Genomic DNA, 25,985 nt, shown 5'->3' with positions numbered 1-25,985 from the left:
TATTTAAAATATACTATTAATACTAATTTTTTAGGCTAAATGGACTATAATGGGTGTTAATAAATAGTTAGGTTACAAATCAAAAAGCATAATATTAATTTATATTAGATAAAATAAAACAATTTATTAAAAGAGAGAATAAAAGTGGAACAATTATATATAAAAGATTTTTTAGTTATAAAAGAAGCAAAATTTGATGTAGGTAACCTTAATATTATTATTGGACCTCAAGCAAATGGTAAAAGTATAATAGCTAAACTTTTATGTTTATTTCGTGAAGTTAATAGTGAAATATTTTTAATCTCTGTTAAAAACAATGATTCAAAAAAAGAATTCATAACAAATATAGAAGAGTTATTTGAAAAATACTTTCCAAAATATACATGGAAAGATAAAGGTTTTAATATTAAATATACTTATGATAATATTATAATTAATATTTCAAAAACTAATTCTCAAAGAAAGGTTCAAGTTGATATTGGTGATACGTTAAGTCAGTTACATAGATCACTAAAATCAAAATACAAATCCTACTTAAAAAAAGAAGAAGATAGGATGATAGATGAATTTTGGGATTTTAAACAAAAGCATATTTTTGACAATAGCGAAATATCAAAATACTTTAATGATTCACTTTTTATTCCAGCAAGTAGATCATTTTTTGCAAACTTACAAAAAAATATTTTTTCTTTTTTATCAAAAAATATTGATATAGATCCATTTATGAGTAAATTTGGTTCAAAATATGAAATTGCAAAAAAAATATATAGTGATAGTATATTTTATAAACATAGATTGGAAAATGATTCAGAATATAATAAAACAAAAGAAATAGTTGAAAAGATTTTAAATGGAAAATATAAATATAAGGATGATCAAGACTGGATTGAAACTAAAGGGGAATCAATAAATTTATCTAATGCCTCATCAGGACAACAAGAGTCACTACCGATGTTATTAATTTTATCAATTTTTCCGTTTATTAATTCTGATAATAAGAAAAATATATATTTCATAGAAGAACCAGAAGCACATCTTTTCCCAATTTCACAAAAGCATATAGTTTCATTAATTGCATTGATATATAATAAAGGTCAAAATATTGTTACTACAACACATAGCCCGTATATTTTAACTGCACTAAATAATTTAATACTTGCAAATGATGTTAAAAATGAAAAAGGTGAAAAAAGCATTGAAAAGATAATTGACAAAGATTTATGCATTGATTTTGATGATGTTAAAGCATATACAATTAAAAATGGGAAATTAGTTAGCATTATGGATAAAGAGAGCAGATTAATTGGGATAAATATTATTGATAGTGTTTCTGATGAATTTAATAATACTTTTGATGAGTTACTATCTCTACAGGTTTAATATGATTTCAAAATGTAATAAGGCAACTAAAAATAATATCATTTCAGTTAGTGAAAATAGAAGAAAATTTATAATATTAAACAATTCAAAATTTCTTGTTAACGAAGTGAAAGTTGATGGATGTTATATTTTAACTGGTGCAAAGTGTGATTTCTTATTTGAAATTATAAATAGTAAATTAGAAGAAGTTTTTTATGTTGAACTAAAAGGAAGTGATATCCCTCACGCTGTAGAACAACTTGAAGCAACTATATTAAAATGCTTATCTATACATAAGGATATATCAAGAAAATGTTTTATTGTTGCTTCAAAATTTCCCAAGTCAGGTACTTCTTCTCAAGTAATGAAAAAAAAGTTTTTATCAAAAAATAAAATTCAATTATTGATAGATACAAATATAAAAGAAATTAAAATCTAAAAAACCTAAAAAGTCAGAAAAACTAACAAGGCTATACTACGAAAAGAGTGAGTTTTAATCAGAAAAGTAACTTTTTTAAGTTTAGATTTTGACTTAAAATTATCGCCTTGTAGCTTACTTCAAACGTTAATAATTAAATAAAAACTATTTTCTTTTAGTGTCTTAGCTGATAAGTAATATCTCCAGCACCAACACCAAGAACTATACCTGTCTTAATTATTCGTATAATTTCATCTTGTTCATTTAATAATTCTATCTTACCATTACTTGTAGATATTTTTGTACATAAAGTTGTATTATAGTGCGCAAACTCTTTTGCGAAATCAATCTCTCTAATCTCTTCAGCAACAGTCCATACGGGTAATATAATAAGCTCATCACAACCTTTAAAACACTCTTTAAATGCTTCTAAATTGTCCATTGTCCTACTGTATTTGTGAGGTTGCCAAATCACGATTTTTTTATCTAGTTTTTTATATTTATTGTAAAGATTTACAGACTCTAGTGTGGCTTTTATCTCAGTAGGGTGATGTGCATAATCATCAATTACGATTAAGTTTTCACTCTTTTGTACAATATCAAATCTTTTTTTGATACCTTTATATTTAGCTAAATTTTCTTTTATTGCATCAACTTCCATAGTTTGAGAAGCGGCTAAAATAGCACATGCTGCATCAATAGCGATATGCACACCAAATCCCCATACTTCAAACTCACCAAAATCTTTTAGTAAAAATTTTGTATATGGTTCGTCATCTTTTAATACAAATTCAATATTATTTATATCTTTTGATGGATATAATCGAATAGCATACCCTTTATAATTTTGTAAAAACTCATCTTCTGCATTAATAACTCTTAGCTTTGCAATATCTAAAAATTTTGTGTATGCATCATAAAATCTTTTTTCATCATAATTATAATATTCCATATGTTCAGGTTCTGTATTTAATACAATCGAACAATAAGGATGAGAGAGGATAAAACTCTCATCACTTTCATCTGCTTCAAAAGCTAAAACTTCATCTATGTATCTAAAGTTAGAATCAAACTCTTTACTAATTGCACCAATAATTGCAGAGCTTTGTAAAATTGAGCTTAGTATTGCAGTTGTAGTACTTTTACCATGTGCCGCACAAATACAATAGTTTGTAGTCTTTTGCATGATAACGCTTAAAGCTTCTTTTCTAGGAAGTAAAACCAACTCTTGTTTTTTTGCTTCTTGTATCTCGACATTGTCATTTAGCACAGCTGCACTATAAATGATTAGATCTTGACCTTGTATGGCGCTTGGGCATTGTGGAATATTTACAACAATTCCCTCTTTTTCAAGCTCTTTAGTAATTGGTGTTGATTTTACATCTGAACCACTTACTTTATAGCCTCTATATTGAAGAAACCTCGCAAGTGCAGATAAACCTATCCCACCTATCCCTATAAAATGTACTCTCATTAGTTCAGCAAGTGCTTTAATTCTTCAAACTGTTCTTGAAGCAGTTTTAAATTATTATTTAAATACTCTTTTTTGTCAAAATTGAAATCTAATATAAAATACCCATATTTTTCCTCTGTATATGTTTGCTCTTCTGCTACATTTTTGTCATAATACTCATCCATATCACTCTGTTTTGCACAAGCTATTAAGTGTACATTTAAAGCTTCTACTAAAAATTCATCTTCACAAATTTGAGTAAGGATAAAAAATAGCTCTTTTGCACCTTTAAAATTACCCATACTCCATTTTTCAATAGCATGTTCATAAAAACTTCTTATAAAATAAATATCGTCATCATCTAAGCTTAATTTTTTTTCATCTTTGAGTCTAGTTTCTATATTGTCAAATGCAACTTTTAAAATCTCTTGATATACATTATGTACACGCTCTTCATCAAGATCTAAAACAAGTAAAGAATCAAGTAGTTCATACAGTCCTGCTATATCTCTTGATTCCATAACTTCTTTCTCTTTTACTTCAAGATACTCCAAAAAATCTGGGTTTGTTCTAGCTTCATGTAGTTCTTCTGGTTTCATTGTTAGGGTATCCTTTATCATACTTTATATCCATCTATGAATTTTTTTAATCTTGTTAATACTTCTCTTGTCTTATCATTATTCTCAACTAAAGCAATTCTAATATAATTTTTTCCAATACCGTTTCTACCTAAAAAACTTCCCGGTAAGACTTTTATATTTTCTTCTTTATACAACTCTTGAGTAAATTTTAGTTCATCCTCTACCTCTAACCAAATATAAAATGTAGCATTTGGAATATCAATATTGAGTACCTCTTTTGCTATTTGAAAATTTTCTTTATATGTTCTACGAAAAGTCTCTACATGCTTTTCATCATTCCAAGCAATTGCTGCTGACTTTTGTAATGGTATTGGTAAAGCACATCCTACATAAGTACGATATTTCATATATTCTTTTAAAATTTTTGCATCACCTGATATAAAACCACTTCTCAAACCAGGAGCACTACTTCTTTTTGAAATAGAGTTTAGTACTAAACAGTTTTTAAAAGTATCATTTCCTGCTTCTACACAAGCTTCTAATAAAGATAGAGGTTTATTTGACTCATCAAAGTAAAGTTCACTATAACATTCATCATTTATCAAGACAAAATCATATTTTAAAGCATTTTGAACCCAAGTTGTTAATTCTTGTTTTGATATTGTTGCACTTGTGGGATTGCTAGGATAGTTTAATATAACTAAATCAGCAGCTTTCATCTGATCTTCAGTCAAACTTACTAAAAAATCATTCTCTTTAGTCATATCCATATGAATCACTTTAGCAGCACAAGCAATAGCCGCACCTTCATAGATTTGGTAGAAAGGATTTGGATAAGCTATAACAGCATCATCTTTTCCAAAAAGTAAAAATTGAGGAAAGTTAAACAACACCTCTCTTGTACCAAATGTTGGAATAATTTCTTCATTGTTCACTTCAACATTAAATCTTTTAGAGATAAAATTTCTCATAGCAACTCGCAAAAACTCTTCCCCTGAACTTTTAGGGTACTTATTAAGTAGGCTTGTGGTATTTTGAAGTTCCTCTTGAATAAAATCAGGAGTGTTAAATTGTGGTTCACCTATTGTCAAACTACTTAATTCATAATTAGAATTTGGTGTAACATTTTCTAATAATTCATTGAGTCGTTCAAATGGATATTTTTCAAAATTATGCAAAGGGATTCCTTTATATTGTATCCCGCGATTATACCAAATGATAGTTTAAATTTTATGTATATAGCCAGTTTTTGGCTCAACCATTATTGTAGTAAATTTATCTTTTTCATTAAATAACTTTATTTCACAAGGTGTTGTTATCTCTTTTATATTCTTTCCAAGTTGTGAATATATTTTTCCATCATATCCAAAACTAATCTGTCCTATGGTTGATGTTGTATTACAACTCACATCAACTTTGGATATACCATACTCTTTTGTCAAAAGGACATGTTTACTTTTATCCCCTATAGTATCTTCTTTACATTGATTTGAATAAAGATATTTATTGTTCAAAGGGTCTAAAAGTGTATCTTCTTTTTCAAAATGTCCTGTTCCACCTTGTGTATCACTATACACATTATAATACAAACCACCTATACTACTTTGACAATTTAAAAACTTCAAAGTCCAAAGTCTTTTCTTCCATTCATCATCACTGATATCAAATTTATTATCGATATGAGCTATATACCTAGTATAGTTTAGATATAAAATAATTTTTTGTGTTGCAAGATTTAGCTTTGAGATTTGATTTTTAGGAACGCTAAGAGATAAGATTATTCCTAAAATAATGAGTACAAAAACAATCTCTAAAAGAGAGAAGGCCTTTGTGTGTTTTTTAAAACTTTTTATTTTGTGCTTCTCGTAGTTTGTCTTTTTTACTTTTTCTTTTCCCTTTTATTGGAGCTTTTCCTTTCTCTTTTAAAATAGGAATACCTTCTAATTCATACCCTTGTATCTCCTCTTTTTCTAAAGAGATATTTACTTTTTTTTCTATTAAGTTAAAATGTTCAAAATCTTCTAAACCAATAAAAGATATAGCAACGCCCTCTTTTCCAGCTCGTCCAGTTCGTCCGATTCTATGAACATAATCAGAACTTCCTCTTGGTAAATCATAATTGATCACACACGAAATATCATCTACATGTAAACCACGACTTGCTATATCTGTTGCAAAAAGTATTTTGATTTTGTTTTCTTTGAACTCATCTAAAGTAAAGTTTCTATCCTCTTGTATCAAATCTCCATGAAAAGAGTCTGCCAAAAAACCTTTTTTTCTAAACTTATTTGCAATATTATCACTAGATCTTTTACTTGAAACAAATACTAAAACTCTTTTCCATTTATTTTTTCGTAAAAGCTCTTGTAATAATGCGTTTCTATTTTCTTTGTTTACTTTTATTGCCCTTTGTTTTATATTTACAACAGTTGGTTCTTCATTTTCAATCTCTATACTCATTGGATGTGTTGTAATTTTAGCAGCAATTTCTAACATCTTTTGTGGATAAGTTGCTGAAAAAAGCAAATTTTGTCTTTTTTCTGGGAGCTCTTTTAAAAGCAAATCTAACTCTTCAGCAAAACCTAGATCGAGCATTTTGTCTGCTTCATCTAAAACAAGGTGTTCTAAAAAAGACAAATTGATTTGTTTTTTATCTATTATATCGAGAAGTCTTCCTGTTGTTGAAACAACTATATCAACTCCTTGCTGTATCTCTAAAAGCTGATCTCCTATACTTACACCACCTATAACTGTTGCTATCTTTGGTTTTTGAATAAACTCTTTACTAAAGTTCTTGATGCTATTTGATACTTGAATAGTCAGTTCTCTTGTTGGTGTCAAGATTAGTATTTTGATTTTTGGTTTTTTTGTTGTTCTTTTTACTAATTGCTCTTGCCAAATATTCAAAAGTGGTAACACAAAACTAGCAGTTTTTCCACTTCCAGTTTGAGCTTTTGCCATCACATCAGAACCATCTAAAACCAAAGGGATAACTTTTTCTTGAATAGTTGTAGCATTTTTATAGTCATTTTTTAAAAGTGCATTTTGTAATTCCTGAGATAGATTTAGTTCGTTAAATTGCATCTTATAGACCTTCAAGTTTTGTTTCATATTCATCAAGAATTGTATCAAGTTTTTCTTGAGCAATTTCAAGCTTTTCAAAACTCTCTTCGATCACTTTTTCATAGTTTCTTATATCACCGGACAATTCTATAACTTTACTATTGTCACCTTTATTTGAAGCACTAATCAACTCTTCTTGTAATGTTTCTACAATTTCTTCATTTTCCATGATAAGGTTTTCTAATTTTTCAACCTCTTTTTTTAGTCCAGAAGTTGCTTTACTTCTTTCTTGAATAAGCATACTTCTTTGTTTTTTATTCTCTTTTTTGTTTACTTTAGAAGTTTGACTATTTATCTCTTTTTTATCTTCTTTGATATCATTTTCTGTTTCATCATCCCAACCAATCTTTTCTAAAAAGTCATCATAATTACCATCAAAATATTCTGCACCATCTTTTGCAAATACAATCAACCTATGGCAAACACGACGCAACAACTCTTCACTATGTGTAACAATAATAGCTGAGCCCTCAAAATTTTCTATTGCTGTTGTTAAAGCATCAATAGAGTCCATATCAAGATGATTTGTAGGCTCATCAAGAAAGAGTATATTTACTTCTCTTGCAATTATTTGCCCCAACATCACACGACTTTTTTCTCCACCTGAAAGTAGCGAAATACTTTTTTTCGCACTATCGCCTGGAAACATCATAGAGCCACAAATATTTCTAACTGTTGACTCAGGAAGTTTTGGGTTACCTAAATAGATCTCATCCATAATATTATTTTTGGGGTTTAGGTGTGAGATATTTGTTTGTCCAAAATGCCCCACTTCACTTGTCCCATGATACTCAACAGTTCCATCAAGGTGTTTAAGTTCCCCTGCGATTGTATTAAGTAAAGTTGATTTCCCTTTACCATTTTTCCCGATTATACCTAGTACTTCGCCCTTTTTTAAAGTAAATGAAACATTTTCAAACAGAATCATATCACTTGTATATCCAAACTTTAAGTTCTTTATATCAAGTAAAACTTTTGCTGGAGTATCTTTAAAATTAAAGTTAAATTTTAAAGAATTTTCAAAATTTAAGTCATCTAAGATATCCATTTTTTCTAAAAGTTTTACTTTTGATTGAGCTTGTGCGGCTGTTGAAGCTCGTGCTTTATTTTTTGCTATAAACTCTTCAAGCTCTTTTACTTTTTTATCTTGCGAAAGTTTTTGTTTTTCATAGAGTTCATCGTCACTTTTTAGTTGCTCATAAAACTTGTGAGTATCTCCTTTTATGATACTTAAACTTTTACGATTTAAACCCATAGTATGTGTTGAAACAGCATCCATAAAATCTCTATCATGCGTTATCAGGATTACTTCCCCATCAAAAGACTTTAAAAATGTTTTTAGCCACCGTAAAGATAAAATATCAAGATAGTTTGTAGGTTCATCTAGTAAAAGAAGATTTGGTTCAGTAATAAGTAACTTTGCAAGATTGATTCTGATTTGAAATCCACCTGAAAATGATAATGGGTCTTTTTCTAGATCTTCACCAGTAAAACCTAAACCAAAAAGTATTTTTTCTACTTTATAAACACTAAACTTATCATCCTCTGCTAAAGATAAAGAAACTTCATCAACAAGTTTTTTTTCTGAAAACTCTAAATGTTGTTTTAGTGCTCCAATTTTATAATTTTTTGGAATAGAGATATCTCCATCATCATAAAACTCTTCTTCTAAAATAAGTTTAAAAAGTGTAGATTTTCCTGTACCATTTCGTCCTACTAGTCCAATTCTTTGACCACTGTTCATTCTTAAATTTACATCATGAAATAATTCTTGTGTTCCGTATCTTTTTGCTATATTTGTTAGTTGTATCATTTTTCTCTTTTTCTAATTGTTTATTTGTGCTTTTACATTGTTTACATCAATTATGTAATACTGTGTAATAATTCTATTTTGGTACATAATAGGTATAACTTTATTATCTAAGCCTATTTTTTTTTCACTTAAAAGTTTTGTTTCATCTTTTTTTATTCCATAAAATTTTAATCGGATTGAAAGTTTTTTATCTAATGTTGAAATTCCATATATTGATAAACTTTTTAATTTATTTGCTAACTCTTTAGCTACATAATGTTCGTGAGCTACATGAGATGTAGGATTTTTAATAAACATATAAAATGCCTTATTAAAAATAAATAGTAAAAAGCTCAAAACTAAAACACCAAGTGTAATTCTTAATAAAACATAATGAAAAGTTCTAAACTCTTTTAAACGGATTCGTAAACTGTGAATAAATAACTTTACCATAATTGGAATTGCTATAACTACAAATGGTGCAAAATCATCTATAGCAATTTTTTGTCTTAGAGAAAACACAAGAGATAGTCCTAATGCTGTCATAGATATATACCAATATAAATCTTTTTCCCTTTTAATACCAGTACGATATAAAGCATAAAAAAAGTATAAAAATAAAACTGGTGAAAAGATTGTTGCATAAATAGCAAAAGTATCTAATAAATATCCTCTAGGTGAGCCATTAACACTAAATCCATACATACTCATTGATAATCCAAATAATATTAAGGATACGACTAATAATGTATTGTCTTTTTTATTTATCGAGTAGAAAAATAGTGCTAAAAATAAAATAGCAAAAGAGTTATCTATAAACAAAAATAGCACCAAAAGTATATAGTATTCTTTCTCTTTTAACTTGTATAAATATAAATATAATAATGTTCCAAAAACTACAATTATTGATTCATTGACTAAAAGTGCTGCACTATTGATACCAGGAAGTAACATAAAAATCATGATACTTATAAGTCTATCTCTTTGTAGTCTAAAATAATTATCTGTTAAAAGATACAATAAAATAACACTTCCAATATAAAATAAAACAAAAGGTATACGCAAAGAGTAGTCATTTTCTCCAAATAACGAAGTAGAAAAATTTGTAAGAAGTGTTAAAACATTTAAACTATCTGAAAAATAGATAGTAGCTTCTTTTGCAGATATACTGTAATTATCAATCACAAATAACAATACAGCTACATGAGCTAAGAGTAACCCAATAAAGCCAATATCATATTTACTGAGTTTCATTTTAAACCTATAATTTTAAGAAGTTATTTAACATTTCATGACCATATTCACTCATTACTGATTCAGGGTGAAATTGTACACCGTAGATATTTTTATCTTTAATTCGTAAAGACATAATCTCATCATCATCCAAGCTTTTAGAAGTTACAATAATATCTTTAGGTAGATTATTTTTATTGACTGTTAAAGAGTGGTACCGTGTCTGAATCATTTTTTGTGGTAAGTTTTTAAACATCACATCATCACATAATATTTCTATTTCAGAAGTTTTTCCATGCATCATAACAGGTGCTTTTATAACCTCTCCTCCAAATACTTGTGCAATACTTTGATGACCTAAGCAGATACCTAAAATAGGTGTAGTGTTAGCAAACTCTTTTATAACTTCTAAACACACACCAGCTTCATTTGGCGTTGCAGGTCCAGGAGAGATAATAATTTTTTCTGGATTTAAATCCTTTATCTCTTCAATAGTAAGTTCATCATTTCTTATCACTTTTAAGTCTGCACCCAACTCCAAACAATATTGAACTATATTATAAGTAAAGCTATCATAGTTATCAATCATTAAAATCATATTTATATTCCTAAATCATACATTTGAACTATACCACATAATTCAGAATTTTTATTTACTACTAAAAGTGAATTTATCTTTTTTTCACTCATAATATCACTTGCTTCAATAAGTCGTGAATCAGCAGATATCTGTTTTGGGGAAGAACTCATAATAGCTTTTGCATCAAGTTTAAAAAAGTTTTCTTCTTGATCTTCCATCACTCTTCTTATATCTCCATCAGTAATGATACCTTTTATTATATTCTCTTCCATTACAACTACTAAACCACATTTACCTGCTGTAATAGTATGGATGATATCTTTTACCTTCGAGTCTTGAGAACAGATAGGAAGGTTGTCTTTTTTCATAACATCTTTTATTTTTGTTAAAAGTCTTCTTCCTAAACTTCCACCTGGATGAAACTGTGCAAAATCACTATCTTTGAAATCTCTAAGTTTCATCAATGCAGCCGCAATAGCATCACCCATAACTAAAGTAGCTGTTGTTGAACTCATAGGTGCTAGCTGTAAAGGGCAGGCTTCATTTTCAACAGATACATTTAAATGAAAATTTGAATTATTTGCCAAAGTCGATTGAGGTTTTCCACTCATCGCAATCACAATATTTTCTTGAGATTTTAAAAAAGGAATTAGCTTTAACACTTCATCTGTTTCACCAGAATTAGATATTAGAAGAACAATATCATCTTTTTCAATCATCCCTAGATCACCATGATATGCTTCACCTGGATGTAAGAAAAAACTTGGAGTTCCTGTACTAGCTAGTGTAGCAGCAATTTTTTTACCTATAATTCCTGATTTTCCCATACCAGAGATGATAAACTTTCCTTTTGCATTGTAAACTGCATCTATAGCTTTACTAAAGTCTTCTGTAAGCAAATCAGATAGTCGTGCTATCTCTTGTGATTCTATTTCAAATACTTCTTTTGCTATATTGTTTATATTCATTATTGACACCTTAATTCTGTACTTAATATAATTATTTTAGCATAATAGCGCTTATATATTGAATTGAAATTCATTACTAGAAAAAGATAAAATAAATGTCATAAGTAACATAATAAGTAGATGTTTATGCCATCTCTTTTGTCTAAATAACATAAAATATCCAAATACCATCATAAGTTTCAAAGTCAAATCTAATTTTGTGATTAAAATAAAACATATGCTCATTATTTGAATGAGCATAACCATCCATCTATTTTCATATATTTTTTTATTCAATTACTATTCTTCCTCTTTGTTATTGTATACAAAAAAACCTATCATTCCACCCACTAAAACAAGGGCTAAAAATATAAACATTACTACATCAAGAGTTCCCATTTTGTTCCTTTTCTTTTAATTGCCCACAAGCAGCACTTATATCAATACCTTTTGATTCTCTAATTGTACAAATTACTTTTTTATTTAATAAATATTCTTGAAATCTCATCATAGAATTTTTCGAAGGTCTTTCATATGTTGTACCAGGAAATGGATTGAAATAGATAAGATTCACTTTTGCATCGATTCCATTTAAAAGTTTTACTAACTTATCTGCTGATTTTGTATCGTCATTTTTATCTTTGATTACAAGATATTCAAACATCACTTTTTTTCTTGTATCTATTGGAAACTCTCTAACGGCATCTATAATTGACTGAATATTGTATGCTTTATTCATAGGAATAAGCTCAGACCTTAGTCCATCATCTACAGCATGTAATGAGATAGCTAACTGTACACCTAGATTTAGTTTTCCTAGTTTTGCTATTTTTGTACTTATTCCACTTGTTGAGATTGTTTGTCTTCTTGTACTTATAGAAAGTCCATCTTCTTCTGATATGATTTTGATAGCTTTGACTACATTATCAAAATTATCAAGTGGTTCACCCATTCCCATATATACAAGATTTACTGATTTATTTTCAGCTATATTATTATCTTTTTTTAAATATGAAATTTGAGTCACTATTTCACCAGGAGTAAGATTTCGTACAAATCCACCTTTTGCTGTCAAACAAAAAGTACAGCCTACTTTACATCCAACTTGACTGGAGATACAAAAAGTATATTGTTCACTTTTTGTGATATTTCCATTTTCATCTTTTTGTTTCTCTTTCATAAGTAAAAGTACCGCTTCTGCTGTTTTTCCATCTTTATATTGAAAAAGATATTTTTTCGTTCCATCAGAACTTTCTTCTATTCTAATGATTTTGCAAATATCCATAGGGTATTTTTCTTCTAATTCTACTTTTAGATTTTTTGGTATATTTTTCATCTCATCATACGATGTAGCATATTTTTTATATATCCAGTTGTATATCTGTTTTGCTCTAAAACTTGGTTTCACTTCATTTTGTAATTCTTCTAAAGTAAAGTCATATAATGTTTTTATAATGTTTCCTTTCCCTTAATTGTTCCATGTGGAACAATTAGTTTTTTCTTTTCCAAATGTTTGATTAATTTGTCCATTGCTTCTTGATGATTTGATATAAAGTCTTGATGTGCTTTTTCATTTGTATAGTTTGTAACTACAAAAATTCCTTTAACATCTATCTCAAATTCTTGTGCAATTTTTACTATAGAATAAAATTCCATATTTTCTATACCAATTCCATATTGTAAATATTCTTTACCTAGTGTTGCGTTTGTAGTGATATAATTTGATGAATTTACAATTGTATCATTTTGTAGTTTTGTATCTTCGCATTTTAAAACATTATCAATAGGAGTGTAAGAGTTATTTTCTAAAAATGAAAGTTCCAAATTTGCTGCACTTGAACTCTCAACGATATCAAAAGGTTTATACCCTCCATAACTACCAGCACTCCCTATAAAAATAATATAATCTGGCTTATCAAACATACAAATTCTTGTTAGATTCATAGCACTTTCTATAAGCCCTACTCCAATCGTACTTGCAAATGAAAATGTTTCATTATTTCCTGCACATACTATCATCTTATAATCTTACCGGAATGTTATTTTTTGCTAAATATCTTTTGAGATCCATAATATCAATCTCTTTAAAGTGAAAAATAGAAGCAGCTAGTGCAGCTTCTGCTCCACATAAAAAAGCATCTTTTATATGTTCCATTGAACCAGCACCACCTGAAGCAATAACGGGAATATCTACAAGTTTTGAAATTTGTCCAGTGATATTCGTTTCAAAACCTGTTTTCATACCATCTGCATCCATTGATGTTAAAAGTATCTCTCCCGCTCCTCTGTCATACACTTCTTTTGCCCAAGCTAATGCATCAAGACCTGTATCTTCTCTACCACCTTTTACAAAAACATGATAAGAACCATCAGAAACTCTTTTTACATCAATAGCAACAACAATACATTGTCTACCAAATCTTTTAGCAGCTTGATTAATAAAATCTGGATTTGTAACAGCACTTGAATTGATACTTACTTTATCACAACCTACATTTAATAGATTGTAAATATCATCAAGTTTTCGTATACCTCCTCCAACAGTAAGTGGTATAAAAACCTCTTGTGCAACTTTTTTTACAACATCAACTATAGTATCTCTTCCTTCATGAGAAGCACCAATATCTAAAAATGTAATCTCATCAGCACCCTCAATGTTATATCGTTTCGCAACTTCTACAGGATCACCTGCATCTCGTAAACCAACAAAATTAACACCTTTTACCACTCGTCCATTGTCAACATCCAAACAAGGTATAATTCTTTTTGCAAAAAAACTCATTTCATTTTCCTATTATTATATATATTCTTATTATAGCCAATCGATTATAAACATACGCAATAGTAACAAAATAGACTCAATTTGTTCCATGTGGAACATAATTAATTAAAATACTAATATTACTATAAGCATTTTTACGATACACTCGAATTTAATATGATAAATGTAAAAGCAAAAAAGAGATTTGGACAAAATTTCTTAAAAGACGATTCTGTATTAATTGAAATCATCCAATCGATGCCCCATAATGACAACCACCTTGTGGAAATTGGGCCTGGCTTAGGTGATTTGACAAAGAAACTTGTCAAGTGCAAAGATGTAACAGCCTACGAGGTGGATAGAGATTTATACTCTATTTTGCAAAAAGAGTTTCAAAGTGAATTAGAATCTAAAAAACTAAATATCATTTTAGGTGATGTTTTAGAGCAATGGAATAAAAATAATTCACTTTATAATAGCAAGTATGACATGATTGCCAACTTGCCTTATTATATAGCAACAAATATTATTTTGAATGCATTTGATGATGTAAAATGTGAGCACATCATCGTTATGGTTCAAAAAGAAGTTGCAGATAAATTTACTGCATCTTGTGGAGATAAAGAATATTCTTCACTTGGTGTTATAACACAATTAGTTTCAAAAGAGGCAAAAACTTTAATAGTTGTTCCTCCTGAAAGTTTTAATCCTCCGCCAAAGGTGGATTCTGCTGTAATCTATATCAAAAAAGATCTAGACAAATCAGTAAGTGTAGGATTTAAAAAATTTCTAAAGGGTTGTTTTGTGCAACCACGAAAAAAATTAATAAAAAATTTATCTGCGTTTCATAATAAGAAACTTTTAATTGATATATTTGAAGAATTAAATATACCAGAAACTGCAAGACCTCATGAAGTTGATGCTTCTTTGTATAGCCATATTTATACAAAGGTAACAAATAATGGAAGAGAACAAAACGCAACCTGCTAATCCGCAAGCAGAAACAATACAAACAAAACTGGATGCTGCAGCAACAAATAAAGCTGAACCTCAAACAGCAAAAAAACAAGAGAGTGCAAACTCATCTTCAAATACAAATCAAAAAGGTAAAACAGCTCCACAAAAGAGAAAACCACCTGTAAGTGGTAATGGCTGGACAAATGATTTAAAAAAAGCATTTGAAACAAATGAAAGAATTCAAAAAGAAAGATTAAATCCACACAATAAATTGAACCTAAAATCAGAAGCAAGTATTAAAGTTACTCCGCTTGGTGGACTAGGTGAAATTGGTGGAAATATGATGGTTATTGAAACTGATACTTCTGCAATTATTATTGATGTAGGGATGTCTTTTCCAGATGATTCTATGCATGGTGTTGACATTTTGATTCCTGATTTTACTTATGTGAGACAAATTAGAAGCAAGATTTCTGCTATTTGTATTACACATTCACATGAAGATCATATTGGTGCTATGCCATATATTTTTAAAGAACTACAAGTTCCAATTTATGGTACATCTTTACCTTTAGAATCTATTGGTTCTAAATTTGATGAACATAAAATGAAACAACATAGAAGTTACTTCAGAGCTGTTCAAAAAAGAAAACCGATTAAAATAGGTGATTTTGAAGTAGAGTGGATGCATATGACTCACTCTATTATTGATAGTTCATCTTTAGCTATTACAACTGAAGCTGGAACAATCATTCATACAGGAGATTTTAAAATAGACCATACACCTGTTGATGGATATCCTGCAGATTTACACAGACTTGCTTACTATGGTGAAAAAGGTGTATTAGCACTTTTAAGTGATAGTACAAATTCTCACTCTCCAGGTTTTACGAAAACAGAAAAAACTGTTGGACCTACTTTTGAACGAATATTTTCAAAAGCAAAAGGTAGAATTTTGATGTCAACATTCTCTTCAAATTTACATAGAGTTGCACAAGCAATTCAAACTGGTATTGACCATGGAAGAAAAATCTGTGTTATTGGTAGAAGTATGGAGAAAAACTTAGATATCGCATTAACTTTAGGATATTTAAAATTTGGAAAAGAACACTTTATAGATGCACATGAAGTAAATAAACACTTAGATAAAGAAGTTTTAATAGTAACAACTGGTTCTCAAGGTGAACCAATGTCAGCACTATTTAGAATGTCTATTCATGAACATAGACATATTAAAATCAAGCCAGAAGATACTGTAGTATTGTCAGCTAAAGCAATCCCTGGAAATGAGGGAAGTGTATCTGAAATCATCAATCAAATTCAAAAAGCAGGTGCTTCTGTTGCATACCAGAACTATGCAGATATTCATGTATCTGGGCATGCTGGTCAAGAAGAACAAAAACTTATGTTAAGACTTTGTAAACCTAAATTTTTCTTACCTATTCATGGTGAATACAACCATGTTGTAAGACATATCCAAACAGGTATTGACTGTGGTGTTTTAGAGAGAAATACTTACATTTTAAGTGATGGAGAGCAAGTAGAGATTGCACCAAAATTCCTTAAAAAAGTTAAAACAGTAAAAACAGGTAAAACTTATATCGATAACCAAAGAAATAGAAAAATTGGTGATGATGTTGTTATTGATAGACAAACTATGGCTAATGAAGGTGTAATTATGATTGTTGCACAAATTTCAGAAGATGAAAGAAAAGTAGTAGGTCCATCACGAGTAAGCTCTTTTGGTATGGTTGATTCAAAACAAGAAAAACACTTTGCTAAAGAGATTGAAGATATCTTAGCAAACTTCTTAGAACATATTAAACCAGGTATTTTACAAAATACAAGAGCAGTTGAAGAAGAACTAAGAAAAGTTGTTAGAAAACATTGTATAAGAAAATATAGAAAATACCCAATGATTGTACCTACAATTTTTGTTCAATAATTATATATTGTATAAAATGTTCCACATGGAACAAATAAAAAGGGGAAGTGATAAATTCACTTCCCCTTTTTTAATGCAAAAAAGAAACAATAGTCAATAAATTTAGCTATAATACCACTATCAAAACAAAAGGAATAATCATGGGAAATAATGACAATAGAAATGAAGATGAAGGTAAAACTAGACTAAATAAGTTTATCTCACACAATAGTAGATTTAGTAGAAGAGAAGCAGATGAATTAATCAAAGCTGGTAAAGTATCAATCGATGGTAAAGTAATCGGTGATTTATCTACTAAAGTAGGTTTTAAAACAATAGTAAAAGTAAATGGAAGAACAGTCAAGGTTGACTTTTCACGACCATCTACAGTTATAGTTTACAATAAATTAAAAGGTGAAATTGTTTCGAAAAATGATCCACAAGGACGAAAAATCATTTATGATACAATTGGTAAAAAGTTTAGTCATTTTATCCCTGTAGGAAGACTAGATTACGCTAGTGAAGGGATGCTTTTATTAACAGATGATCCAAAAATTGCAACAGCAATTATGACTTCAGACCTGGAAAGAGTATATAAAATTAAAATCGAAGGTGAAGTAAGTAAAGCTATGATAAGTGCTATGGATAATGGTATCACACTTGATGATGCAACTGCTGGTGCTTGGGATAATACAAAAACAATAAATATGGAATTTAAACCATTTTTAGGATACCAAATACAAACAAGTACACCAAAATACTCTAAACTAAAAGTTGCTATCTCTGAGGGTAAAAATAGAGAGCTTAGAAGATTTTTTGCACACTTTGGAGCAAAAGTTGTTGATCTTAAAAGGGTAAGTTTTGGCGGTATCAACTTAAATAATCTTCCATCAGGAAAAGTAAGATACCTAGAAAGAGATGAGTACGATAACTTAAGAGAATTTATGAAACAACAAAATAAACTTAATAGAAAGAAAGATAACCAAGATTTATACGACGATGAGTACTAATCTAGCAAATATTTTACGACCTCAAACTCTTGAAGAGTTTATAGGTCAATCTCACATAATAGCACCCAACAAAGCACTTCACAAACTTATCATAAAAAAAGAGATACCACATCTATTTTTTTATGGTCCTCCAGGAACTGGTAAAACTACTTTAGCAAAAATTATATCTAAAACTAGCGGATACGATTTTTACAATATGAATGCAACAAGTCTAAAAATAGAACAGTTACGAGAGATATTTAAAAGATATGATGGCGCGCTAATAAAACCTCTCATTTTTATCGATGAAGTGCATCGACTTACCAAAACACAACAAGAAGTTTTACTTCCTATTATGGAAAATTATGAAGCAATTATCATAGGTGCTAGTACAGAAAATCCATTTTTCTCACTTACAAATGGTATACGATCAAGAAGTTTTATTTATGAATTTCAAACTTTAACCTCTTTAGAACTTGAGATATTATTAAATAAAGCAATGAAAATACTTGATATAACTATAGATAAAGAAGCTATAGATTATCTTATTGTAAGTAGTAGTGGAGATGGAAGAGCCTTATTAAATTTACTTGATTTTTCATCAAAAATTGAAAAACATATAACACTACATATTTTAAAAGAATTACGAATGAGTAGTATGGGAGATGGTGTAAGTTCTTCTCAAAGTCACTATGATATAACAAGTGCTATGATAAAATCACTAAGAGGTAGTGATGTTGATGCTGCTTTATATTATCTTGCTCGTTTGATTGATGGAGGTGAGAGTGTTGACTTTATATCAAGAAGACTTGTTATATTTGCTAGTGAAGATATAGGAAATGCAAATCCTCATGCATTAAACCTAGCAAATAGTACAATGCAAAGTTGCAATAAAATTGGATTTCCTGAATCAAGAATAATTTTAGGGCAATGCGTAATTTATCTAGCTTCTTGTCCAAAATCAAATAGTGCTTATAGTGCTATTAATAGTGCTTTATTTTATGTTGAAAATGAAGAGGTTTTAGATATACCACTACATCTTAAAGATGCACACATTGGATATAAATATCCTCATGATTTTGGAGGATATGTTAAACAACAATATTTAGAAAAAAATATAACTTTTTATGAAAGTAAACAAATTGCTTATGAAAAAACGCTATCTGATTGGATATCTAAAATTAAGATATGATATAATCACAAAATTAAAATAACAAAACCTCTAGGAGAAAAAATGAAACACCTTATAACCACAGCAGACTTTTCAAATGAAGAAATTTTAAAACTTTTTGACGATGCAAAAATGTTTTTAGATTTAAAATCAAACAATCTTTTACAAGGGAAAATCATAGTTACACTATTTTTTGAAAACTCAACTCGTACAAGAAGTAGTTTTGAAATTGCTGCAAAAAGATTAGGGGCAGAAGTTGTAAACTTAGAGGTACAAACAAGTTCAACAAAAAAAGGTGAAACAGTAGAGGATACTATTGCAAACTTAGATGCTATGAAACCTGATGCTATAATTATCAGACATAGTGATTGTGGATTACCTGCAAGTTTAGTTAAATTCATAAAATGCCCTATTTTAAATGCTGGTGACGGAAGAAATGCGCACCCTACTCAAGCATTACTTGATTTATACACAATAATGGATCATTATAATTATGATGTTGATGGAAAAAATGTAGCGATTGTAGGTGATATAGTAAATTCAAGAGTTGCTTCATCAAATTTAGAACTTCTACCAAGATTTGGAATCAACCCTATTTTAGTAAGTCCAAAAATTTTTAATGTAGTTTCAGAATATAAAAGCGTTAAAAATATCAAAAAAGTTATAGATGATATAGATATAATTTTAAGTTTAAGAGTTCAGCATGAAAGACATAACTTTTCAAGAACGCAAGAGGAATTAGAAAAAAGTACCAAAAAATATGCAAAAAAATATTGTATAACAAAAGATATCATTCAAAATAGAGATCTTATTGTTTTACACCCTGGTCCTGTAAATAGAAATATTGATATAAGTGATGAAGTTTTATTGGATTCTCGCTCAAAAGTATTAGAACAAGTTACTAATGGTGTTGCAATTAGAATGGCTTGTTTAAAAAAACTTATATTAAATCAGTAAATAAACACAACTTGAATTTTATAGAAAATCTAAATTTTTATGGTGAAAAAAAAGAACCGTTTTTTTTCATCACAAATTATATGAAAACTGAATTTGAAGTTATTCCATTATCAAAACTACCAAAGAATATTCGATTCCAGATTTCAAATAAACCAAAATTACATATTCATAATAGTCCATTAAAAAAAGAATATATAAGCTTTAAAGAATATTCTAAAAAATTTGATCTTTTAAAAGAAGAAATTCTTAATGGAAATACTTATCTAGCAAACCTTACAACAGAAACAAAAGTAAAAACAAATCTTAGCTTGAATGAAATATATTCTATTGCGAATGCAAAGTTTAAACTTTTGTATAAAGACAAATTTGTTTGTTTCTCTCCTGAGAGATTTTGTGAAATTAAAAATAATAAAATATACACTTATCCTATGAAAGGTACAATTGATGCAAACATACCAAATGCTCAGCAAATAATTTTAAAAGATAAAAAAGAGTTAGCCGAACATACAATGATTGTTGATTTGTTAAGAAATGATTTATCAATTATTTCCAAAAATGTTAAGGTTGAAAATTTTCGTTATTGTGATCATGTCAATGCAGGTGAAAAAGAGCTTATTCAAATAAGTTCAAAAATATCAGGAAACTTGGAAAATAATTGGGAAAAGAGTATAGGAAATATTATTGATGCTTTATTACCCGCAGGAAGTATTACAGGTACTCCAAAAAAGAAAACCGTAGAGATACTTGAAAATATAGAAAACTACGATAGAGGATACTTTACAGGTGTTTTTGGAGTATATGATGGAAAGACATTGGATAGTTCAGTTATCATAAGATACATTGAAAAAAATAAGAACAATGAATATCTATACAAAAGTGGTGGAGGTATCACAAGTGATAGTTGTGTAGAGAAAGAGTATAAAGAGATGTGTGATAAAGTTTACATACCATAAAAGGAGATTTATGAACTATTTTGAAACTATAAAATGTGAAGATAATGAGATATTAAATTTACCATACCATGAAAAAAGAATAGCCAAAACAATTGGAAAAAACTTTAATCTCAGAGAATATATCTATCCAATAAGTGATGAATTATTACGATGCAAAGTTATCTATAATGAAGATGAAATTATTGATATAACATATACCCCCTACTCTAAAAAATCGATTAAAACTTTTCAAATAGTTTGTGATAATGATATACAATACAATTCAAAATATCTAGATAGAAAAAGAATTGATAAATTGGTAGAAAAAAGACAAAATGCGGATGAAATTATTATTGTAAAAAATGGTCTTGTAACTGATACTAGTATTGCAAATATAGCCGTGTATTTAGATGACCAATGGTATACACCAAAAAAACCTTTACTTCTTGGTACTACACGATTGCGTTATTTGGATAGAAATATTATCAAAGAATTAGATATAACAATAAAAGAGTTACTAAAAGCAAAAAAAATTGCACTTTTAAATGCAATGGTTGATTTTGATATTATTGAAGATTTTAAATTTTTAGTTTAAATCATCAATAACTGGTATCAATATTTGATTAAATTTATTACTATCAAATGAAAGTAAATCGCTATCTGTAGTTAAAAATTTTATATATCTTTTCTTTAACATAGTCTCTTTAATAGGGAGAATTTGTAAAATATTTTGTTCTTCATCTAATCTTTTTATTGGGTTTGCTCTTTCACTTACAACTACAATTTTTTGATTAAATATTTTTCCTAAATTATTTAAATGAGATATTAAATCTTCCCTTTTAGAATCACCCATAGGATCTATATCAAATACTTTAGGTGTAATTTTCAATTGACTTGATATATCAAATAATATAGGTGAAATTTGTTCATAAATTTTATCATCGTTCAATAAAATTAAAGAACTTTTTAAAGAAGAGATGTTTTCATTTCCTATTTTAAAAATTGGAATTTTTAATTTTAAAATATCTTTTAAAATAGTTTTATTTGCCATTAAACTTTTAGTTAAAATTATCATTCCTATGTCACATTTATATTTATCTTCTTTTAAAATATTTCTCATCCCTTTATTGTGATAATCCATATTAATAATAACTTTTTTAATACCTTTTAAATGAGTTGTTATTTTATTTATCATAGTGACATTACTATGCCTTGTGATTTTAACAACTAAAGATGAATTTTTAATACGCTTGTGTAATATCAAAGCATCTTTAAGTACACGCAAAATCTCTTCATCACTTTGAATATACATATCAATATATAAATACAAATTTTGTCCAAAAGGCATAGGAAATTGTGCAATAGTTTTAGACATTGCATTATATACTTGCATTAAAACTTTAGGCTTTCCAATAATGATCATAATATCATTTGGTTTTATAATTAAAGATGCCTTTACTTTTAATAACTGTTGATTTCTATACAGTGCAGCTATTTTCCAATCTTTTTGAGCAATACTTCCAATATATCTATACGCATAAGTACTTCCAAATGGAACTTTCACTTCCATTATTTCACCTTGCTTTAATCCGATATTTTGTGCAAATACAGGGATATTTGGTAGGAGTTCCATCAAACCATTTGATAAAACATCATTTCCTCTATAATATTGAATATTTGTATCATCTAATTGTATATTCCATTTATCATAAACATTAAAATTTAAATCTTTATAGTTTCTTCGAATATTTTCTATTACAGCAATTGTGTCTTCTTTTGTAGATAATACAACTAAAGCATCTTGATAAACCACTTTACTTAACACAAAAGATAATTTAGAATAACTTGTAGGATCAAATTTATAAAAAGTAAAATTTGATGGTAAATTATCTTCTAAAATAAAATCATCTGTATATATGATATCATATTGATTAAAATTATTATTTAAATCAATCATTCTTTTCATTAGATGTTTCGCAATGTGACCATCTAATATAACTAGTACATTTTTCATACCTTGATTATATCTAAATTATGGTAAAATACGCGTTATTTAGAAGGATATAAATGGAAACAGAAGTTAGAAAACTACCAAAAAAAACTGTTTATTTTATGATTATATTAGTTAGTCTAGGATTTATATGGTTCTTTCTTGTCTCTTATGGGCAATCACAAAAGGTAACCAAAATTCTTCATCAGTTAGGTTATAATAATATAGAAAATGTAAAAGTGTATGCAAACCATGAGTTTTTAAGAGAAGATATCAATGTTAAAGGTTATAAATACACAGTAAGCTTTACAGATTTATCAAAAAATGAGATATGCAAAGGTTTTGTTTTAAAAGATTTTAAAAGAAATGTTGAAAAAGACCTAACTTGCAAAAAAATAAAATAGGATATAGTATATGAGTTTAAAAAAAGAGATAAATTATTCCATTTGGTGTGATTTTGTAGAAAGAGATTTTTTAGAAAATGAATTTAAAGATTTAGTTACTAATGAAGTAATTCATGGAGCTACAAGCAATCCAGCTATATTTGAACAATCAATTAGCTCATCTGATGCTTATACACAACAAATGAATATGCTTCAAGCAAATGAAAATAAAAAAATATATGAGGAACTTGCAATTTCTGACATAAAAACAGCAGCAAAGATTCTCAAACCTTTATATGACAATGATGCAAATGATGGATTTATCTCTTTAGAAGTTGATCCATTACTTTGTGATGATACCAAAGCTACAGTTGAAGAAGGGATTCGTTTATATAAACAAATTTCTCATGATAATGTAATGATCAAAGTTCCAGCAACTCAAGCTGGATATAAAGCAATGGAAGAGTTAACAACACTAGGTATAAATGTAAATGCAACATTGATTTTTTCTTCAATTCAAGCTCTTGAGTCTGCAAAAGCACTAAATGAAGGTATTCTTAAAAGTGGGAAAGACACAAAAGGGGTTGTATCTGTTTTTGTAAGTAGATTTGATAGAACTCTTGATAGTTTAATGATAAAAAAAGATTTAGAACCTGCCAAAGTTGGAATTATGAATGCTCTTAAATGTTATTATGAGATAGAAAAAATTCAAAATGACAATATCAGAACACTATTTGCTAGTACAGGTGTAAAAGGGGATGATTTAGAACCAACTTATTATATTGATAATTTAATTTATAAAAATACTATCAATACAGCTCCCTTATCAACAATAAAAGCATGGATAGAAAATGGTGAAAAAAGTAAATCAAAAGTAATCACTGAAGATGAATGTGATAAATATTTTGAAAAACTAGCAAAAAGAGACATCAATATAGAAAAAACATCAGAACAATTATTGGCTGATGGCTTAAGTGCATTTAAATCTTCATTTGAAGTTTTGTTAAAAAAAGTAAAAATTTAAAAAGGACATAATTATGGGTAAAATTTGGACACCAAATTCATGGAGAGATTTTCCAATCAAACAACAACCTATCTACCAAGATATGAAAAAAGTAAAAAAAGTTGAAAAAGAGTTATCCTCATATCCACCTTTAATTTTTGCAGAAGAAGCAAGACAATTAAAAGCACAATTAGCCAATGTAGCCAATGGTGATGCATTTTTACTTCAAGGTGGAGATTGTGCAGAGAGTTTCAAAGCATTTAATGCAAATAACATAAAATCATTATTTCAAGTAATGATGCAAATGGCTGTAGTTATGACATTTAGTGCAGGAAAACCTGTAGTAAAAGTAGGAAGAATTGCGGGACAATTTGCAAAACCAAGAAGTAGTGATACAGAAACTATAAATGGTGTAGAATACCCAAGTTATAGAGGTGATATAGTAAATGATATTGCAACTGATTTAAAATCAAGAACTCCAAACCCTAAAAAGCTTTTAAAAGCATACAATCAAAGTGCTGCTACGCTAAATCTTTTAAGAGCATTTGCAAGAGGTGGTATGGCTGATTTAAATAAAGTACACTCTTGGAATTTAAACTATATGAAAGATCATACTTTAGGTGAAAAGTATGAAGAGTTAGCTTCAAAAATAAGCGAAAGTTTAAAGTTTATGGAAGCTTGTGGAATAAAATCTTCAAATACAGCAGCTTTAAATCAAACTACTTTATTTACTTCTCATGAAGCACTTTTATTAAACTATGAGGAAGCACTTACAAGAAAGGATAGTTTAACTGGTGATTGGTACGATTGTAGTGCACATATGTTATGGATTGGTGATAGAACTAGAGGACTTGATGAAGCACATATAGAATACTTCAGAGGTATAAAAAATCCTATAGGATGTAAAGTAGGACCATCTATGAAAGAAGATGAACTTATTAAACTTATTGATACTTTAAATCCTGAGAATGAAGCAGGAAGATTAAATCTTATTGTAAGAATGGGTGCAGATAAAATTGCAGACAAATTTCCTAAATTACTTAAAAAAGTAGAATCAGAAGGGAAAAAAGTTGTTTGGTCTAGTGATCCTATGCATGGAAATGTAGAAAAAGCTGACAATGGATATAAAACAAGAGATTTTGATAATATTTTAGGTGAAGTAAAACAATTTTTTCAAATTCATAAAGCTCAAGGTTCAGTTGCTGGTGGTATACACTTAGAGATGACAGGACAGGATGTAACAGAATGTACAGGAAGTAAAAGTAGTAACATTACTACAAATGATTTAACAAGTAGATATCATACACAATGTGATCCTAGACTTAATGCAGATCAATCATTAGAGTTAGCATTTATGATTGCTCAAACTATGAAAGAAGCTTAAAATACTTTATAATATAGAGTATTTTAAATAAAAAAGGTTACCAAATAT

At 28.5% G+C, this 25,985-nt stretch carries 26 protein-coding genes; 12 read left to right on the top strand and 14 right to left on the bottom strand.

The window, feature by feature from the left end; all coding sequences use genetic code 11:
* Positions 1-144: 144 nt before the first annotated feature.
* Both ACMCMH_RS05690 and ACMCMH_RS05685 read left to right on the top strand, forming a co-directional pair.
* Positions 145-1,380 carry an AAA family ATPase gene (locus ACMCMH_RS05690; RefSeq protein ID WP_412727879.1) on the top strand — a complete coding sequence of 412 codons (1,236 nt, stop codon included), beginning with the start codon at positions 145-147 and terminating at the stop codon, positions 1,378-1,380.
* A gap of 1 nt (position 1,381) precedes the next feature.
* Positions 1,382-1,798, top strand: coding sequence for a hypothetical protein (locus ACMCMH_RS05685; RefSeq protein WP_412727878.1), 417 nt, complete (start codon positions 1,382-1,384; stop codon positions 1,796-1,798).
* A gap of 154 nt (positions 1,799-1,952) precedes the next feature.
* On the opposite strand, the gene murC is transcribed toward ACMCMH_RS05685, so the two are convergent.
* The 13 genes from murC to hisF all read right to left on the bottom strand — a co-directional run bounded on the left by murC (position 1,953) and on the right by hisF (position 14,268).
* Positions 1,953-3,251: a UDP-N-acetylmuramate--L-alanine ligase gene (murC, locus tag ACMCMH_RS05680; protein ID WP_412727877.1), complete on the bottom strand. Its 1,299-nt coding sequence runs from the start codon at positions 3,249-3,251 to the stop codon at positions 1,953-1,955.
* Positions 3,251-3,829, bottom strand: a complete 579-nt coding sequence (locus ACMCMH_RS05675; RefSeq protein WP_412727876.1) for a hypothetical protein — start codon at positions 3,827-3,829, stop codon at positions 3,251-3,253. The genes murC and ACMCMH_RS05675 overlap by 1 nt, the downstream gene beginning before the upstream one ends.
* A 17-nt stretch (positions 3,830-3,846) precedes the next feature.
* The gene (locus ACMCMH_RS05670) at positions 3,847-4,989 is read right to left on the bottom strand and encodes a succinyldiaminopimelate transaminase (protein ID WP_412727875.1); all 1,143 of its coding nucleotides are present in this window, start codon (positions 4,987-4,989) and stop codon (positions 3,847-3,849) included.
* A gap of 45 nt (positions 4,990-5,034) precedes the next feature.
* Positions 5,035-5,436, bottom strand: coding sequence for a hypothetical protein (locus tag ACMCMH_RS05665; protein WP_412727874.1), 402 nt, complete (start codon positions 5,434-5,436; stop codon positions 5,035-5,037).
* A 214-nt stretch (positions 5,437-5,650) separates the two neighbouring features.
* Positions 5,651-6,895 carry a DEAD/DEAH box helicase gene (locus ACMCMH_RS05660; RefSeq protein WP_412727873.1) on the bottom strand — a complete coding sequence of 415 codons (1,245 nt, stop codon included), beginning with the start codon at positions 6,893-6,895 and terminating at the stop codon, positions 5,651-5,653.
* A 1-nt stretch (position 6,896) separates the two neighbouring features.
* Positions 6,897-8,747 carry an ATP-binding cassette domain-containing protein gene (locus ACMCMH_RS05655; protein WP_412727872.1) on the bottom strand — a complete coding sequence of 617 codons (1,851 nt, stop codon included), beginning with the start codon at positions 8,745-8,747 and terminating at the stop codon, positions 6,897-6,899.
* Between the two features lie 12 nt (positions 8,748-8,759).
* Positions 8,760-9,980: a glycosyltransferase family 39 protein gene (locus ACMCMH_RS05650; protein ID WP_412727871.1), complete on the bottom strand. Its 1,221-nt coding sequence runs from the start codon at positions 9,978-9,980 to the stop codon at positions 8,760-8,762.
* A 7-nt stretch (positions 9,981-9,987) separates the two neighbouring features.
* Positions 9,988-10,557 carry an anthranilate synthase component II gene (locus ACMCMH_RS05645; protein ID WP_412727870.1) on the bottom strand — a complete coding sequence of 190 codons (570 nt, stop codon included), beginning with the start codon at positions 10,555-10,557 and terminating at the stop codon, positions 9,988-9,990.
* A 2-nt stretch (positions 10,558-10,559) separates the two neighbouring features.
* Positions 10,560-11,507: a KpsF/GutQ family sugar-phosphate isomerase gene (locus ACMCMH_RS05640; protein ID WP_412727869.1), complete on the bottom strand. Its 948-nt coding sequence runs from the start codon at positions 11,505-11,507 to the stop codon at positions 10,560-10,562.
* Positions 11,508-11,558: 51 nt separating this feature from the next.
* The gene (locus ACMCMH_RS05635; protein ID WP_412727868.1) at positions 11,559-11,783 is read right to left on the bottom strand and encodes a hypothetical protein; all 225 of its coding nucleotides are present in this window, start codon (positions 11,781-11,783) and stop codon (positions 11,559-11,561) included.
* An 88-nt stretch (positions 11,784-11,871) separates the two neighbouring features.
* The gene (gene rlmN / locus ACMCMH_RS05630; protein ID WP_412728002.1) at positions 11,872-12,939 is read right to left on the bottom strand and encodes a 23S rRNA (adenine(2503)-C(2))-methyltransferase RlmN; all 1,068 of its coding nucleotides are present in this window, start codon (positions 12,937-12,939) and stop codon (positions 11,872-11,874) included.
* Positions 12,936-13,505 (bottom strand): purine-nucleoside phosphorylase, encoded by a 570-nt coding sequence (locus ACMCMH_RS05625; RefSeq protein WP_412727867.1) that lies wholly within the window; start codon positions 13,503-13,505, stop codon positions 12,936-12,938. Before ACMCMH_RS05625 ends, rlmN begins: the two co-directional genes overlap by 4 nt.
* 1 nt (position 13,506) lies before the next feature.
* On the bottom strand, positions 13,507-14,268 hold the full coding sequence (gene hisF, locus ACMCMH_RS05620) for an imidazole glycerol phosphate synthase subunit HisF (protein ID WP_412727866.1): 762 nt from the start codon (positions 14,266-14,268) through the stop codon (positions 13,507-13,509).
* Positions 14,269-14,424: 156 nt separating this feature from the next.
* On the opposite strand from hisF, the gene rsmA reads away from it, so the two are divergent.
* The 7 genes from rsmA (at position 14,425) to ACMCMH_RS05585 (ending at position 21,772) form a co-directional block, all read left to right on the top strand.
* The gene (gene rsmA / locus ACMCMH_RS05615; RefSeq protein ID WP_412727865.1) at positions 14,425-15,237 is read left to right on the top strand and encodes a 16S rRNA (adenine(1518)-N(6)/adenine(1519)-N(6))-dimethyltransferase RsmA; all 813 of its coding nucleotides are present in this window, start codon (positions 14,425-14,427) and stop codon (positions 15,235-15,237) included.
* Complete coding sequence (locus ACMCMH_RS05610) at positions 15,209-17,149, top strand: ribonuclease J (protein ID WP_412727864.1); 1,941 nt, start codon at positions 15,209-15,211, stop codon at positions 17,147-17,149. The genes rsmA and ACMCMH_RS05610 overlap by 29 nt, the downstream gene beginning before the upstream one ends.
* Before the next feature lie 140 nt (positions 17,150-17,289).
* Entirely contained in the window at positions 17,290-18,138 is an 849-nt protein-coding gene (locus tag ACMCMH_RS05605) for a pseudouridine synthase (RefSeq protein WP_412727863.1), read from the top strand.
* On the top strand, positions 18,128-19,309 hold the full coding sequence (locus ACMCMH_RS05600; RefSeq protein ID WP_412727862.1) for a replication-associated recombination protein A: 1,182 nt from the start codon (positions 18,128-18,130) through the stop codon (positions 19,307-19,309). The genes ACMCMH_RS05605 and ACMCMH_RS05600 overlap by 11 nt, the downstream gene beginning before the upstream one ends.
* Before the next feature lie 42 nt (positions 19,310-19,351).
* Positions 19,352-20,245: an aspartate carbamoyltransferase catalytic subunit gene (locus ACMCMH_RS05595; protein WP_412727861.1), complete on the top strand. Its 894-nt coding sequence runs from the start codon at positions 19,352-19,354 to the stop codon at positions 20,243-20,245.
* Between the two features lie 11 nt (positions 20,246-20,256).
* A complete protein-coding gene (locus tag ACMCMH_RS05590) occupies positions 20,257-21,198 on the top strand; it encodes an aminodeoxychorismate synthase component I (RefSeq protein ID WP_412727860.1) in 942 nt (313 codons plus the stop codon).
* A 10-nt stretch (positions 21,199-21,208) separates the two neighbouring features.
* The gene (locus tag ACMCMH_RS05585; RefSeq protein ID WP_412727859.1) at positions 21,209-21,772 is read left to right on the top strand and encodes an aminotransferase class IV; all 564 of its coding nucleotides are present in this window, start codon (positions 21,209-21,211) and stop codon (positions 21,770-21,772) included.
* Here ACMCMH_RS05585 and ACMCMH_RS05580 read toward each other — a convergent pair.
* On the bottom strand, positions 21,764-23,191 hold the full coding sequence (locus ACMCMH_RS05580) for a COG3400 family protein (RefSeq protein WP_412727858.1): 1,428 nt from the start codon (positions 23,189-23,191) through the stop codon (positions 21,764-21,766). The genes ACMCMH_RS05585 and ACMCMH_RS05580 overlap by 9 nt on opposite strands.
* A 53-nt stretch (positions 23,192-23,244) precedes the next feature.
* Here ACMCMH_RS05580 and ACMCMH_RS05575 point away from each other — a divergent pair, with 53 nt between their 5' ends.
* From ACMCMH_RS05575 to ACMCMH_RS05565, 3 genes are read left to right on the top strand one after another with little or no spacing between them, the layout of a single operon-like run.
* Complete coding sequence (locus ACMCMH_RS05575) at positions 23,245-23,571, top strand: hypothetical protein (protein ID WP_412727857.1); 327 nt, start codon at positions 23,245-23,247, stop codon at positions 23,569-23,571.
* A gap of 10 nt (positions 23,572-23,581) precedes the next feature.
* Positions 23,582-24,574: a transaldolase gene (locus tag ACMCMH_RS05570; protein WP_412727856.1), complete on the top strand. Its 993-nt coding sequence runs from the start codon at positions 23,582-23,584 to the stop codon at positions 24,572-24,574.
* Between the two features lie 13 nt (positions 24,575-24,587).
* The gene (locus ACMCMH_RS05565; RefSeq protein ID WP_412727855.1) at positions 24,588-25,937 is read left to right on the top strand and encodes a class II 3-deoxy-7-phosphoheptulonate synthase; all 1,350 of its coding nucleotides are present in this window, start codon (positions 24,588-24,590) and stop codon (positions 25,935-25,937) included.
* Positions 25,938-25,985 lie beyond the last annotated feature (48 nt).

The sequence above is a fragment of the Arcobacter sp. 15-2 genome, from assembly GCF_047159865.1.
GTDB lineage: Bacteria > Campylobacterota > Campylobacteria > Campylobacterales > Arcobacteraceae > JAIOSF01.
Note: the sequence above shows the minus strand (reverse complement) of the source record. Positions and strands in the feature narration are given on the sequence as shown.